The sequence below is a fragment of the Streptococcus mitis genome (assembly GCF_003942775.1).
Taxonomy (GTDB): domain Bacteria; phylum Bacillota; class Bacilli; order Lactobacillales; family Streptococcaceae; genus Streptococcus; species Streptococcus mitis_CN.
Genome location: NZ_RJNX01000001.1, coordinates 70,139 through 84,694, shown reverse-complemented (window position 1 = coordinate 84,694; position 14,556 = coordinate 70,139). Strand labels below are relative to the sequence as shown.

The window sequence follows — 14,556 nt, the reverse complement described above, 5'->3', positions numbered from 1 at the left end:
GATGAAGATTGGATTTATCGGTTTGGGGAATATGGGAGCTAGTTTGGCCAAGGCTGTTTTGCAGGCCAAGACGGGTGCTCAGATTCTCCTTGCCAATCGTAGTCAAGCCAAGGTAGATGCTTTCATTGCAGACTTTGGTGGTCAGGCTTCTAGCAATGAAGAAATATTCGCAGAAGCTGATGTGATTTTTCTAGGAGTAAAACCTGCTCAGTTTTCAGACTTGCTTTCTCAATATCAGACCATCCTTGAAAAAAGAGAAAGTCTTCTGTTGATTTCTATGGCAGCTGGATTGACTTTGAAAAAACTCGCTAGTCTTCTTCCGAGTCAGCACCGAATTATTCGCATGATGCCTAATACCCCAGCTTCTATCGGTCAAGGAGTGATTAGTTATGCCTTGTCTCCTAATTGCAGGGCTGAGGACAGTGACCTCTTTTGTCAGCTTTTAGCCAAGGCTGGTCTCTTGGTTGAACTTGGGGAAGGCTTAATCGATGCAGCGACAGGTCTTGCAGGTTGTGGACCAGCCTTTGTCTATCTCTTTATCGAAGCCTTGTCAGATGCTGGTGTTCAGACAGGATTGCCACGAGAAACAGCATTGAAAATGGCAGCTCAAACTGTGGTAGGAGCTGGGCAATTGGTCTTAGAAAGTCAGGAGCATCCTGGGGTCTTGAAAGACCAAGTTTGTAGTCCAGGCGGTTCGACTATTGCTGGTGTAGCGAGCTTAGAAGCGCATGCTTTTCGAGGCACAGTCATTGATGCAGTTGGTCAAGCCTACAAACGAACACAAGAATTAGGTAAATAAGAGGTGGATTTGTCTGCCTCTTTTATGGTGGTTGATACTCTTCGAAAATCTCTTCAAACTGCGTCAGCTTCCATCTGCAACCTAAAAACAGTGTTTTGAGCAACCTGCGGCTAGCTTCCTAGTTTGCTCTTTGATTTTCATTGAGTATGAAATGAGAAGACAAAAAGATTGTCACAAACCCTCATTTTTTTGATAGAATAGAAGTAGTAAAAAAGAAATGAGTTAGACATGTCAAAAGGATTTTTAGTCTCTCTTGAGGGACCAGAGGGAGCAGGCAAGACCAGTGTTTTAGAGGCTCTGCTCCCAATTTTAGAGGAAAAAGGAGTAGAAGTGTTGACGACCCGTGAACCTGGCGGAGTCTTGATTGGGGAGAAGATTCGGGAAGTGATTTTAGACCCAAGTCATACTCAGATGGATGCTAAGACAGAACTCCTTCTCTATATTGCCAGTCGCAGACAGCACTTGGTGGAAAAAGTTCTTCCAGCCCTTGAAGCTGGCAAGTTGGTCATTATGGACCGCTTCATTGATAGTTCTGTTGCTTATCAGGGATTTGGTCGTGGTTTGGACATTGATGCCATTAATTGGCTCAATCAGTTTGCTACAGATGGCCTCAAACCCGATTTGACACTTTATTTTGACATTGAGGTGGAAGAGGGACTGGCTCGCATTGCTGCTAATAGTGACCGTGAGGTCAATCGTTTGGATTTGGAAGGTTTGGACTTGCATAAAAAAGTCCGTCAAGGCTACCTTTCTCTTCTGGACAAAGAAGGAAGTCGTATTGTCAAGATTGATGCTAGTCTCCCTTTGGAGCAAGTTGTGGAAACTACCAAGGCTGTCTTGTTTGATAGAATGGGATTAGCTAAATGAAACAAGATCAACTAAAGACTTGGCAACCAGCCCAGTTTGATCGCTTTGTCCGTATCCTAGAACAAGACCAGCTCAATCATGCCTATCTCTTTTCAGGTTTCTTTGGAAGCTTGGAAATGGCGCAATTTTTGGCTAAGAGCCTCTTTTGTACGGATAAGGTAGGCGTTTTACCATGTGAGAAATGTCGAAACTGCAAGCTGATTGAACAGGGAGAATTTCCCGATGTCACCTTAATTAAGCCAGTCAATCAGGTCATCAAGACAGAACGCATTCGAGAATTGGTGGGGCAGTTTTCTCAAGCAGGGATTGAAAGCCAACAACAGGTCTTTATTATCGAGCAAGCTGATAAAATGCACCCTAATGCAGCCAATTCTCTGCTCAAGGTCATCGAAGAACCCCAGAGTGAGGTTTACATTTTCTTCTTGTCCAGTGATGAGGAAAAGATTTTATCGACAATCCGAAGTCGGACCCAGATTTTCCATTTTAAAAAGCAAGAAGAGAAGCTCATCTTGCTCTTAGAACAAATGGGACTGGTTAAGAAAAAAGCGACTCTTTTAGCCCAGTTTGCTCAATCGCGAGCTGAAGCAGAAAAGTTAGCGAATCAGGCAAGTTTTTGGACCTTAGTCGATGAAAGTGAACGCCTACTGACTTGGTTAGTAGCTAAGAAAAAAGAAAGTTATTTGCAAGTTGCCAAATTAGCTAGTTTGGCGGATGACAAGGAAAAACAAGATCAGGTTTTACGGATTCTTGAAGTCCTCTGTGGCCAAGATCTCCTACAAGCAAGAGTTCGGGTGATTCTACAAGATTTGCTAGAAGCTAGAAAAATGTGGCAGGCTAATGTTAGTTTTCAAAATGCCATGGAATATCTGGTCTTGAAAGAAATATAAACTCAAAAATGAACGATAAAGAAAGGAAAGGGCTGTTTTATGGACAAAAAAGAATTATTTGACGCGCTGGATGATTTTTCCCAACAGTTATTGGTAACCTTGGCCGATGTGGAAGCCATCAAGAAAAATCTCAAGAGCCTGGTAGAAGAAAATACAGCTCTTCGTTTGGAAAATAGTAAGTTGCGCGAACGCTTGGGTGAGGTGGAAGCAGACGCTCCTGTCAAGGCTAAGCATGTTCGTGAAAGTGTCCGTCGAATTTATAAAGATGGATTTCACGTATGTAATGATTTTTATGGACAACGTCGAGAGCAGGACGAGGAATGTATGTTCTGTGACGAGTTGTTATACAGGGAGTAGGCATGCAGATTCAAAAAAGTTTTAAGGGGCAGTCTCCCTATGGCAAGCTGTACCTAGTGGCAACGCCGATTGGCAATCTAGATGATATGACCTTTCGAGCAATCCAGACCTTGAAAGAAGTGGACTGGATTGCTGCTGAGGACACGCGCAATACTGGGCTTTTGCTCAAGCATTTTGATATTTCTACTAAGCAGATTAGTTTTCATGAGCACAATGCCAAGGAAAAAATTCCTGATTTGATTGGTTTCCTGAAAGCAGGACAAAGCATTGCTCAGGTATCCGACGCTGGTCTGCCTAGCATCTCAGACCCTGGTCATGATTTGGTTAAGGCAGCCATTGAGGAAGAAATTGCGGTTGTCACTGTTCCAGGTGCCTCTGCAGGAATTTCTGCCTTGATTGCCAGTGGTTTAGCGCCACAGCCACATATCTTTTATGGTTTTTTACCGAGAAAATCAGGCCAGCAAAAGCAATTTTTCGACTCAAAAAAAGACTATCCAGAAACTCAGATTTTCTACGAATCCCCTCATCGTGTAGCAGATACGTTGGAAAATATGCTAGCAGTTTATGGCGACCGCTCGGTGGTCTTGGTTAGAGAATTGACCAAAATCTATGAAGAATACCAACGCGGTATCATTTCTGAATTGCTGGAAAGTATCTCTGAAACGCCACTCAAGGGAGAATGCCTTCTCATTGTTGAAGGTGCCAGTCAGGATGTGGAGGAAAAGGACGAGGAAGACTTGTTTTTAGAAATCCAAGCCCGTATCCAGCAAGGCATGAAGAAAAATCAAGCTATTAAGGAAGTCGCTAAGATTTACCAGTGGAATAAGAGTCAACTCTACGCAGCCTACCACGACTGGGAAGAAAATCAAGAAAATGACTAAACAGGGAAGTTTGCCTTCTTCCCTTTTTTTGTTATACTAGTAGAAGAAAAAATTAGAAAGATTTGTGGGAGTGAAAAAGTCCGGGGGACTTTTTCAGCCTGAGCCAGGAAATTTGAAAGCGAAGTAAGTCCTGTGGACTTTTTCAGCCTGAGCCAAGAAATTCGAAAACTCTTAAGTTTGATTGGCTTTTTCAATGTGAACCTTGTCTTCACACTCCCAAAGAGGTATTAGTGTCGTGTCTCAATCTTATATCAATGTTATCGGTGCTGGTTTGGCAGGTTCTGAAGCAGCCTACCAAATTGCAGAACGTGGTATTCCAGTTAAACTTTATGAAATGCGTGGTGTCAAGTCAACACCTCAACACAAAACAGATAATTTTGCTGAGTTAGTTTGTTCCAATTCCCTTCGTGGGGATGCTTTGACAAATGCTGTCGGGCTTCTCAAGGAAGAAATGCGTCGCTTGGGTTCTGTTATTTTGGAATCTGCTGAGGCTACACGTGTTCCTGCGGGTGGTGCCCTTGCGGTGGACCGTGATGGTTTCTCTCAAACGGTGACCGAAAAAGTGGCTAACCACCCCTTGATTGAAGTGGTGCGTGATGAAATTACAGAATTGCCGACAGATGTTATTACGGTTGTCGCTACTGGTCCTTTGACCAGCGATACTCTGGCTGAAAAGATTCATGCTCTTAATGACGGCGATGGTTTCTATTTCTACGATGCGGCAGCGCCTATTATCGACGTCAACACCATCGATATGAGCAAGGTCTACCTCAAGTCTCGATACGATAAGGGAGAAGCTGCCTACCTCAACGCTCCCATGACTAAGCAAGAGTTTATGGATTTCCATGAAGCTTTGGTCAATGCGGAGGAAGCACCGCTTAATTCTTTTGAAAAAGAAAAGTATTTTGAAGGATGCATGCCGATTGAAGTCATGGCAAAACGTGGCATTAAAACCATGCTTTATGGTCCTATGAAACCAGTCGGTCTTGAGTATCCAGACGACTACACAGGACCTCGTGATGGAGAATTTAAAACACCTTATGCGGTTGTGCAACTTCGTCAGGATAATGCAGCCGGTAGCCTATACAATATTGTTGGTTTCCAGACCCACCTCAAATGGGGAGAACAAAAGAGAGTCTTTCAAATGATTCCAGGTCTTGAAAATGCCGAGTTTGTCCGTTATGGTGTTATGCATCGTAATTCTTACATGGATTCACCAAATCTTCTTGAGCAGACTTACCGTTCTAAGAAACAACCAAATCTCTTCTTTGCTGGTCAGATGACGGGTGTGGAAGGCTATGTTGAGTCCGCAGCGTCAGGATTAGTTGCGGGAATTAACGCGGCTCGTCTTTTCAAGGGAGAAAGCGAGGCTATTTTCCCAGAGACAACAGCGATTGGAAGTCTAGCTCATTACATCACTCATGCAGATAGCAAACATTTCCAACCAATGAATGTCAATTTTGGAATCATCAAGGAGTTGGAAGGCGAACGTATCCGTGATAAGAAGGCTCGTTATGAAAAAATTGCAGAGCGTGCTCTTAACGATTTAGAGGAATTTTTAACGGTCTAATTTTTTTGAAAGAATTGCTCATGATACTATAAAAATCTTAGAAATTGTGATAAAATAGGTAGGATAAAAGAAGGAGAGTGAAAATGGCGAATCCCAAGTATAAACGTATTTTAATCAAGTTATCAGGTGAAGCCCTTGCCGGTGAACGTGGCGTAGGGATTGATATCCAAACAGTTCAAACAATCGCAAAAGAGATTCAAGAAGTTCATAGCTTAGGTATCGAAATTGCCCTTGTTATTGGTGGAGGAAATCTCTGGCGTGGAGAACCTGCAGCAGAAGCAGGTATGGACCGCGTTCAGGCAGATTACACAGGAATGCTTGGGACTGTTATGAATGCTCTTGTGATGGCAGATTCATTGCAACAAGTTGGGGTTGATACACGTGTGCAAACAGCTATTGCTATGCAACAAGTGGCAGAGCCTTACGTACGTGGACGTGCCCTTCGTCATCTTGAAAAAGGCCGTATCGTTATCTTTGGTGCCGGAATTGGTTCACCTTACTTCTCAACAGATACAACAGCGGCCCTTCGTGCAGCTGAAATCGAAGCAGATGCTATTCTTATGGCTAAAAACGGTGTCGATGGTGTTTACAATGCCGATCCTAAGAAAGACAAGACAGCCGTTAAGTTTGAAGAATTGACCCACCGTGACGTTATCAATAAAGGTCTTCGTATCATGGACTCAACAGCTTCAACCCTCTCAATGGATAACGACATTGACTTGGTTGTCTTCAACATGAACCAACCAGGCAACATCAAACGTGTCGTATTTGGTGAAAATATCGGAACAACAGTTTCAAATAATATCTAAGAAAAGGAATAAGAAAGATTATGGCTAACGCAATTATTGAAAAAGCTAAAGAGAGAATGACCCAGTCTCACCAATCACTTGCTCGTGAATTTGGTGGTATCCGTGCTGGCCGTGCCAATGCAAGCTTGCTTGACCGTGTACATGTAGAATACTATGGAGTAGAAACTCCTCTTAACCAAATCGCTTCAATTACGATTCCAGAAGCGCGTGTTTTGTTGGTGACACCATTTGACAAGTCTTCATTGAAAGACATCGAACGTGCCTTGAATGCCTCTGATCTTGGTATCACACCAGCTAACGATGGTTCTGTTATTCGTTTGGTTATCCCTGCTCTCACAGAAGAAACTCGTCGTGACCTTGCTAAAGAAGTGAAGAAGGTCGGAGAAAATGCTAAAGTGGCTGTCCGCAATATTCGTCGTGATGCTATGGATGAAGCTAAGAAACAAGAAAAAGCAAAAGAAATCACTGAAGACGAATTGAAGACTCTTGAAAAAGACATTCAAAAAGTAACAGACGATGCTGTTAAACACATTGACGACATGACTGCCAACAAAGAGAAAGAACTATTGGAAGTCTAAAAATAAACAGAAAAACTCAGTTGGCATTGCTGGCTGAGTTTTATTCGAAAGAAGGAAATATGAATACAAATCTTGCAAGTTTTATCGTTGGACTGATCATCGATGAAAATGACCGTTTTTACTTTGTGCAAAAGGATGGTCAAACCTATGCTCTTGCTAAGGAAGAAGGTCAGCATACAGTAGGGGATACGGTTAAAGGTTTCGCCTATACAGATATGAAGCAAAAGCTCCGCTTGACCACTTTAGAAGTGATTGCCACACAGGATCAATTTGGTTGGGGAACTGTAACGGAAGTTCGTAAAGACTTGGGTGTCTTTGTGGATACAGGTCTGCCCGATAAGGAAGTCGTAGTATCGCTTGATATTCTCCCTGAGCTCAAGGAACTCTGGCCTAAGAAGGGTGACCAACTCTACATCCGTCTTGAAGTGGACAAGAAAGACCGTATCTGGGGACTCTTGGCTTATCAAGAAGACTTCCAACGTCTGGCTCGTCCTGCCTACAACAACATGCAGAACCAAAACTGGCCAGCCATTGTTTACCGCCTCAAGCTGTCAGGAACTTTTGTTTACCTACCAGAAAATAACATGCTTGGTTTTATCCATCCTAGCGAGCGTTACGCAGAGCCACGTTTGGGGCAAGTATTAGATGCGCGCGTTATTGGTTTCCGTGAAGTGGACCGTACCTTGAACCTCTCCCTCAAACCACGTTCCTTTGAAATGTTGGAAAATGATGCTCAGATGATTTTGACTTACTTGGAAAGCAATGGCGGTTTCATGACCTTAAATGATAAGTCATCTCCAGACGACATCAAGGCAACATTTGGCATTTCTAAAGGTCAGTTCAAGAAAGCACTCGGTGGCTTGATGAAGTCTGGCAAAATCAAGCAAGACCAGTTTGGTACAGAGTTGATCTAGGCCTTATAGACATGAAAAAGAAACTTGAAGAAATGAGTTTAGAGGAACTCTGGCAACTTTTTCCTATTTTTCTAGTAGAGCACAAGTCAGAGTGGAAAGACTGGTATGAATTGGAGAAAACAAGTCTTAAAAAAATATTGGGTGCAAATGTTATTAAAAGAATAGAACATATCGGTAGCACTGCTATCCCTAATATTTGGGCCAAAAATATCGTTGATATTCTGCTAGAAGTAGGTAGAATAGAGGATTTAGCAAGAGTTAGGGATTTATTGGTGAAGAATGGTTGGTTAGTGATGTCGGAGAGTCCTAATAGGATTTCGCTAAATAAAGGATATACAGAGCAGGGATTTGCTGAGAAAGTTTTTCATTTACATTTGCGAATGACGGGAGATCATGACGAGATTTATTTTAGAGATTATCTCTGCCAGCATTCAGATATTGCCCAAGCGTATCAGGAATTAAAACTCAGTTTGTGGAAAAAATTTGAACACAATCGAGACGCCTATACTGATGCGAAAACGGATTTTATAAACCACTACGTTTCAGAGGCTAAGTCCAGTAATTTTTAAAAATCAGAAAAGTTTCATCAAAAAAAGTCTTGATAGGAGAAAGAATTGAGAAAATCATTTTACACTTGGCTCATGACTGAGCGCAATCCTAAAAGTAACAGCCCTAAAGCCATTTTGGCAGACCTCGCTTTTGAAGAATCAGCCTTTCCAAAACACACAGATGATTTTGATGAGGTGAGTCGCTTTTTGGAGGAGCATGCCAGTTTCTCTTTTAACCTAGGAGACTTTGACGCTATCTGGCAAGAATACTTAGAACACTAGCATTTATTCACTGGGTTTGGGCTAGTAATTTCTCCACCCCTTTGTTATAATAAAAAGAAATAAAAGGATTAGAGAGGTTCTTTATTTGAAGGAACATTCAATAGACATTCAACTGAGTCATCCAGATGACCTGTTTCATCTTTTTGGTTCCAATGAACGCCATCTTCGTTTGATGGAAGAAGAGCTTGATGTTGTGATTCATGCTCGTACGGAGATTGTGCAGGTTTTGGGAGAAGAAGCTGCATGTGAGGAAGCCCGTCAGGTTATCCAAGCCTTGATGGTTTTGGTGAATCGTGGGATGACGGTTGGGACGCCAGATGTGGTGACTGCAATTAGCATGGTCAAAAACGATGAAATCGACAAGTTTGTCGCCCTTTACGAAGAAGAAATCATCAAGGATAATACTGGGAAGCCTATCCGTGTCAAAACCTTGGGTCAAAAACTTTATGTGGACAGTGTCAAACAGCATGATGTGACCTTTGGAATCGGACCTGCAGGGACTGGGAAGACCTTTCTTGCAGTTACCTTGGCAGTGACAGCCCTTAAACGCGGGCAGGTCAAGCGAATTATCCTAACTCGTCCAGCAGTGGAAGCTGGTGAGAGTCTTGGATTTCTTCCGGGTGATCTTAAGGAGAAGGTAGATCCTTACCTTCGACCTGTTTATGATGCCTTGTATCAGATTCTGGGCAAAGACCAAACAACTCGTCTCATGGAACGTGAAATTATCGAGATTGCACCTCTTGCCTACATGCGTGGACGAACCTTGGATGATGCCTTTGTCATTCTTGATGAGGCGCAAAATACGACTATCATGCAGATGAAGATGTTTTTGACTCGTTTAGGCTTTAATTCTAAGATGATTGTCAATGGAGATATCAGTCAGATTGATCTTCCGCGTAACGTCAAGTCCGGTTTGATTGATGCCCAAGAAAAGCTCAAGAACATTCACCAGATTGACTTTGTTCATTTTTCAGCTAAGGATGTGGTTCGCCATCCAGTTGTCGCTCAGATTATCCGAGCTTATGAACCAGCTCCAGTTAAAAATGAAGAGCGTGAAGAAGTCCAAGAAGAAACAGAATAGCAAAAAAGAGCAGTTCAGGTGGAATTGCTCTTTCTTTTATCTGATAATTAGATTTTTATACTAGTTCATCAATTGGAGTATGTTTTTTATCGAGGCCTTGGGTTACTGGAAGACTGGTTAAGTAACCTTGATAAGTGGTCACACCTTGACGCAAGCCCTCATCTTCAGCAATTGCTTGTGCGAATCCTTTGCCAGCCAAAGCTTCGATATAAGGAAGAGTGACATTGGTTAGGGCGATGGTTGAAGTGCGAGCAACCGCACCAGGAATATTAGCAACGGCATAGTGGAGAACACCGTGTTTTTCATAAACAGGCTCATCGTGCGTGGTCACACGGTCAGCCGTTTCGATAACGCCACCTTGGTCAACAGCAACGTCAACGATGACAGAGCCTGGACGCATTTGTTTGACCATCTCATCTGTCACCAATTTCGGTGCTTTGGCACCAGGGATGAGAACCGCTCCAATTACCACATCCGCATCTCTCACACTGGCTTCGATGTTGAATGAATTGGACATGAGAGTTTGAATTTGGTGGCCAAAGACCTCCTCTAAAACGGAGAGACGTTTAGCACTGATATCAAGGATGGTCACTTGCGCTCCCAATCCTAAAGCGATGCGGGCAGCATGGGTCCCTACGACACCGCCACCGATGATGGTTACTTTCCCTTTAGGTACACCCGGTACACCACCCAGTAGGACGCCAGAACCTCCTGCTTGTTTGGTTAGGAAGTGAGCTCCGATTTGGACTGCCATACGGCCTGCAACCTCACTCATAGGAACGAGGAGTGGTAACTGACCTTGGGAATCACGAACAGTTTCATAGGCAATCCCTGTTGTTTTTGCTGCTAGCATAGCATCTGCTAATTCAGGCGCTGCGGCCATGTGCAAGTAGGTAAAGAGAAGCAGGTCGTCACGTAAGTAACCATATTCAGAAGCTAATGGTTCTTTTACTTTCACGACTAACTCTGCAGCCCAGGCTTCACCAGCAGTAGCAACAATCTCAGCTCCTTGCTTTTGATAGTCAGCATCAGTAAAGCCAGAACCGAGACCAGCATTTGTTTCGATTAGGACGCGATGACCACGACCGACTAAGCTGTGGACACCAGCAGGTGTGAGGGCAACACGGTTTTCATTATTCTTAATTTCTTTTGGAATTCCGATTAACATAGAGAAAAACTCCCTTTCTATTGACGGGTTGTAAATGATTTATCACAATTATCTATAAAATAAGGTGATGATTTTATTCTATATGAAACCGCTTTAAAAAGCAAGAAAAACTTGTTATCACTTCTTTTTTATGCTAGACTGATAGAAAATACTTTTGAATGGTAGAAACGTATGGAATCAATCTTTTTAAAACTAGCTCAGTATCCAATAGTGGAGACTGAGCGTTTATTGCTCCGACCTGTAACCTTGGACGATGCAGAAGCTATGTTTGAGTATGTTTCAGACAGAGAAAATACACGCTACACTTTTCCAACCAATCAAAATTTAGAAGAAACCAAGAATAACATTGCTCAGTTCTACTTGGCCAATCCCTTGGGGCGCTGGGGAATAGAACTAAAAAGCAATGCTCAGTTTATCGGTACCATTGATTTGCACAAGATTGATCCTGCTCTTAAGAGGGCAGCTATTGGTTACATTATCAATAAAAAATATTGGAATCAAGGTTTGACGACAGAAGCCAATCGTGCCGTGATTGAGCTTGCTTTTGAGAAGGTTGGAATGAACAAGTTGACCGCCCTTCACGATAAGGACAATCCTGCATCTGGAAAGGTCATGGAGAAATCAGGCATGCGTTTTTCCCATGCAGAACCATATGCTTGTATGGACCAGCATGAAGAAGGCCGAATCGTTACAAGAGTTCATTATGTCTTGACTAAGGAAGACTATTTTGCAAATAAATAAGCAGTTGAGAAGAAATTTTCAACTGTTTTTTCTTCCTCTTACGAATAATCTAAGAGAGGAGAAAATATGGAAGCAATTATCGAGAAAATCAAAGAGTATAAAATCATCGTCATTTGTACTGCTCTAGGCTTGCTTGTCGGCGGATTTTTCCTGCTAAAGCCAGCTCCACAAACACCTGTCAAGGAAACGAATTTGCAGGCAGAAGTTGCAGCTGTTTCCAAGGATTCATCGACCGAAAAGGAAGAAAAGGAAGAACCTCTTGAACAAGATCTAATCACAGTAGATGTAAAAGGCGCTGTTAAAGCACCTGGAATTTATGATTTGCCGGTAGGTAGTCGAGTCAATGATGCTGTTCAAAAGGCTGGTGGCTTGACAGAGCAAGCAGATAGCAAGTCGCTCAATCTAGCTCAGAAAGTTAGTGATGAGGCTCTGGTTTACGTTCCAACTAAGGGAGAAGAAGCAGCTAGTCAGCAGACTGCTTCGGGGACGACTTCTTCAAGAAACAAGGAAAAGAAGGTCAATCTCAACAAGGCCAGTCTGGAAGAACTCAAGCAGGTCAAGGGTCTGGGAGGAAAACGTGCTCAGGATATTATCGTCCATCGTGAAACAAATGGGAAATTCAAGTCAGTAGATGAGCTCAAGAAGGTCTCTGGCATTGGTGCTAAGACCATAGAAAAGTTAAAAGATTATGTTACAGTGGATTAAGAATTTCCCCCTTCCCCTGATTTATCTGAGTTTTCTATTGCTTTGGCTTTACTATGCTATTTTCTCAGCATCCTATCTTGCTTTGTTGGGGTTCGTTTTTCTGCTAGTTTGTCTCTTTATTCAATTTCCTTGGAAATCAGCAGGCAGAGTTCTAGTGATTTGTGGAATCTTTGGTTTCTGGTTTCTGTTTCAAAATTGGCAACAGAGTCAAGCTGGTCAAAACCTAGCGGATTCTGTTGAAAGGGTACGGATTTTACCAGACACTATTAAGGTCAATGGTGATAGTCTATCCTTTCGTGGTAAGTCTAACGGTCATGCTTTCCAAGTCTATTATAAACTCCAGTCCGAGGAGGAGAAAGAACAATTTCAAGCTTTAACAGCCCTTCATGATTTGGAACTAGAAGGAAAACTTTCAGAGCCAGAAGGGCAGAGAAATTTTGGTGGCTTTGACTACCAAGCCTATCTGAAGACTCAGGGAATTTACCAGACTCTCAATATCAAAAGAATCCAGTCACTTCAAAAGGTTGGCAGTTGGGATATAGGTGAAAACCTGTCCAGTTTACGCCGAAAGGCTGTAGTTTGGATTAAGACGCATTTTCCAGACCCTATGCGCAATTACATGACAGGGCTCTTGTTAGGGCATCTGGACACAGATTTTGAGGAGATGAATGAGCTTTATTCTAGTTTAGGAATTATCCACCTCTTTGCCTTGTCGGGGATGCAGGTAGGTTTTTTCATGGACGGGTTTAAGAAACTACTCTTGCGATTAGGCTTGACCCAAGAAAAGTTGAAATGGCTGACCTATCCCTTTTCCCTTATCTATGCAGGTCTGACAGGATTTTCAGCATCGGTTATTCGCAGTCTCTTGCAGAAGCTATTAGCTCAACATGGTGTTAAGGGCTTGGATAATTTTGCCTTGACGGTTCTTGTCCTCTTTATTATCATGCCCAACTTTTTCCTGACGGCGGGAGGTGTTTTGTCCTGCGCCTATGCTTTTATCTTGACCATGACCAGCAAAGAAGGGGAGGGATTCAAGGCTGTTGCTAGAGAAAGTCTAGTCATCTCCTTGGGAATATTGCCTATTCTATCCTTCTATTTTGCGGAATTTCAGCCTTGGTCTATCCTTTTGACTTTTGTCTTTTCCTTTCTATTTGACTTGGTCTTCTTACCGCTCTTGTCTATCTTATTTGCCCTTTCCTTTCTCTATCCAGTCATTCAGCTGAATTTTATTTTTGAATGGTTGGAGGGGATGATTCGCTTGGTATCACAAGTGGCAAGTAGGCCTCTAGTCTTTGGACAACCCAATGCATGGCTTTTAATCTTATTGTTAATTTCCTTGGCTTTAGTTTATGATTTGAGGAAAAACATTAAAAGGCTAACGGTATTGAGCTTATTGATTACAGGGCTCTTTCTCCTGAACAAGCATCCACTGGAAAATGAAATTACCATGCTGGATGTGGGGCAAGGCGAAAGTATTTTCCTACGGGATATAACTGGTAAAACCATTCTCATAGATGTAGGTGGCAAGGCAGAATCTGATAAGAAAATCGAAAAATGGCAAGAAAAGACGACGACCAGCAATGCACAGAGAAGTTTGATACCCTATCTTAAAAGTCGAGGAGTGGCCAAGATTGACCAGCTAATTTTGACAAATACGGACAAGGAACATGTTGGAGATTTGTTGGAGGTGACCAAGGCTTTCCATGTAGGAGAAATTTTAGTGTCAAAAGGCAGTCTGAAACAGAAGGAATTTGTGGCCGAACTAGAGGCGACTCAAACTAAGGTACGTAGTGTGACAATGGGAGAGAATTTGCCAATTTTTGGAAGTCAGTTAGAAGTCCTATCTCCAAGGAAAATTGGAAATGGAAATCATGAAGATTCCCTGGTTTTGTATGGAAAACTCTTGGATAAAAACTTTCTTTTCACAGGAAATTTGGAGGAGAAAGGAGAGAAGGAGGTGCTGAATCAATATCCTGACCTAAAGGTGGATGTCTTGAAAGCTAGTCAACATGGCTCTAAAAAATCATTAAGTTCAGCCTTTTTAGAACAGCTCAAACCAGAGATGACTCTCATCTCAGTTGGAAAGAACAATCGAACGAAACTCCCCCATCAGGAAACCTTGACACGACTGGAAGGTATCAATAGTAAAGTTTACCGAACTGACCAGCAAGGAGCTATACGCTTTAAAGGTTGGAATAGTTGGAAGATTGAAACGGTTGGCTAATGAGCAGAAACTTTTCAAAAAATAACTTTTTATCTTGACAAGAGCTAGAAAACTTGGTATCATATAAAAGTTGAGAAAAGCAGAAGTGAGAGCTTCTCGCCTTGTGACATTAAGTTGCCTGGCCCTACGGATGAAAAGTTTCTAA

At 42.5% G+C, this 14,556-nt stretch carries 16 protein-coding genes and 1 other annotated feature (1 of these 17 running past the window's edge); of the genes, 15 read left to right on the top strand and 1 reads right to left on the bottom strand.

Annotated features, from left to right (window positions below; genetic code table 11):
- Position 1: 1 nt before the first annotated feature.
- From proC to D8848_RS00350, 12 genes are all read left to right on the top strand, one after another.
- On the top strand, positions 2–799 hold the full coding sequence (gene proC / locus D8848_RS00410; RefSeq protein WP_125442788.1) for a pyrroline-5-carboxylate reductase: 798 nt from the start codon (positions 2–4) through the stop codon (positions 797–799).
- Positions 800–1,027: 228 nt separating this feature from the next.
- Positions 1,028–1,666, top strand: coding sequence for a dTMP kinase (gene tmk / locus D8848_RS00405; RefSeq protein ID WP_125442787.1), 639 nt, complete (start codon positions 1,028–1,030; stop codon positions 1,664–1,666).
- Positions 1,663–2,553, top strand: coding sequence for a DNA polymerase III subunit delta' (locus D8848_RS00400; protein WP_125442786.1), 891 nt, complete (start codon positions 1,663–1,665; stop codon positions 2,551–2,553). The genes tmk and D8848_RS00400 overlap by 4 nt, the downstream gene beginning before the upstream one ends.
- 39 nt (positions 2,554–2,592) lie before the next feature.
- Entirely contained in the window at positions 2,593–2,910 is a 318-nt protein-coding gene (yabA, locus tag D8848_RS00395; RefSeq protein ID WP_000358227.1) for a DNA replication initiation control protein YabA, read from the top strand.
- 2 nt (positions 2,911–2,912) lie between these two features.
- Positions 2,913–3,791 carry a 16S rRNA (cytidine(1402)-2'-O)-methyltransferase gene (gene rsmI, locus D8848_RS00390; protein WP_125442785.1) on the top strand — a complete coding sequence of 293 codons (879 nt, stop codon included), beginning with the start codon at positions 2,913–2,915 and terminating at the stop codon, positions 3,789–3,791.
- A gap of 235 nt (positions 3,792–4,026) precedes the next feature.
- Positions 4,027–5,361 (top strand): methylenetetrahydrofolate--tRNA-(uracil(54)-C(5))-methyltransferase (FADH(2)-oxidizing) TrmFO, encoded by a 1,335-nt coding sequence (gene trmFO / locus D8848_RS00380; protein WP_125442783.1) that lies wholly within the window; start codon positions 4,027–4,029, stop codon positions 5,359–5,361.
- 83 nt (positions 5,362–5,444) lie between these two features.
- Entirely contained in the window at positions 5,445–6,170 is a 726-nt protein-coding gene (gene pyrH / locus D8848_RS00375; RefSeq protein ID WP_000002995.1) for a UMP kinase, read from the top strand.
- A 20-nt stretch (positions 6,171–6,190) separates the two neighbouring features.
- Complete coding sequence (gene frr, locus D8848_RS00370; RefSeq protein WP_001262225.1) at positions 6,191–6,748, top strand: ribosome recycling factor; 558 nt, start codon at positions 6,191–6,193, stop codon at positions 6,746–6,748.
- Between the two features lie 59 nt (positions 6,749–6,807).
- Positions 6,808–7,662 (top strand): RNA-binding virulence regulatory protein CvfB, encoded by an 855-nt coding sequence (cvfB, locus tag D8848_RS00365; protein ID WP_001095436.1) that lies wholly within the window; start codon positions 6,808–6,810, stop codon positions 7,660–7,662.
- A gap of 11 nt (positions 7,663–7,673) precedes the next feature.
- On the top strand, positions 7,674–8,231 hold the full coding sequence (locus D8848_RS00360; RefSeq protein ID WP_125442782.1) for a GrpB family protein: 558 nt from the start codon (positions 7,674–7,676) through the stop codon (positions 8,229–8,231).
- A 45-nt stretch (positions 8,232–8,276) separates the two neighbouring features.
- Positions 8,277–8,492 carry a YozE family protein gene (locus tag D8848_RS00355; protein WP_001232084.1) on the top strand — a complete coding sequence of 72 codons (216 nt, stop codon included), beginning with the start codon at positions 8,277–8,279 and terminating at the stop codon, positions 8,490–8,492.
- An 85-nt stretch (positions 8,493–8,577) separates the two neighbouring features.
- The gene (locus tag D8848_RS00350) at positions 8,578–9,573 is read left to right on the top strand and encodes a PhoH family protein (protein WP_000658173.1); all 996 of its coding nucleotides are present in this window, start codon (positions 8,578–8,580) and stop codon (positions 9,571–9,573) included.
- Between the two features lie 55 nt (positions 9,574–9,628).
- Here D8848_RS00350 and ald read toward each other — a convergent pair whose 3' ends face one another.
- On the bottom strand, positions 9,629–10,741 hold the full coding sequence (gene ald, locus D8848_RS00345; protein ID WP_125442781.1) for an alanine dehydrogenase: 1,113 nt from the start codon (positions 10,739–10,741) through the stop codon (positions 9,629–9,631).
- A 171-nt stretch (positions 10,742–10,912) separates the two neighbouring features.
- Here ald and D8848_RS00340 point away from each other — a divergent pair, with 171 nt between their 5' ends.
- The 3 genes from D8848_RS00340 (at position 10,913) to D8848_RS00330 (ending at position 14,411) form a co-directional block, all read left to right on the top strand.
- Positions 10,913–11,482 carry a GNAT family N-acetyltransferase gene (locus D8848_RS00340; RefSeq protein ID WP_084888311.1) on the top strand — a complete coding sequence of 190 codons (570 nt, stop codon included), beginning with the start codon at positions 10,913–10,915 and terminating at the stop codon, positions 11,480–11,482.
- Between the two features lie 66 nt (positions 11,483–11,548).
- Entirely contained in the window at positions 11,549–12,187 is a 639-nt protein-coding gene (locus D8848_RS00335) for a helix-hairpin-helix domain-containing protein (RefSeq protein WP_125442780.1), read from the top strand.
- Entirely contained in the window at positions 12,171–14,411 is a 2,241-nt protein-coding gene (locus D8848_RS00330; protein WP_125442779.1) for a DNA internalization-related competence protein ComEC/Rec2, read from the top strand. Before D8848_RS00335 ends, D8848_RS00330 begins: the two co-directional genes overlap by 17 nt.
- A gap of 71 nt (positions 14,412–14,482) precedes the next feature.
- Positions 14,483–14,556, top strand: a sequence feature (ribosomal protein L20 leader region) (it continues 58 nt past the right edge of the window).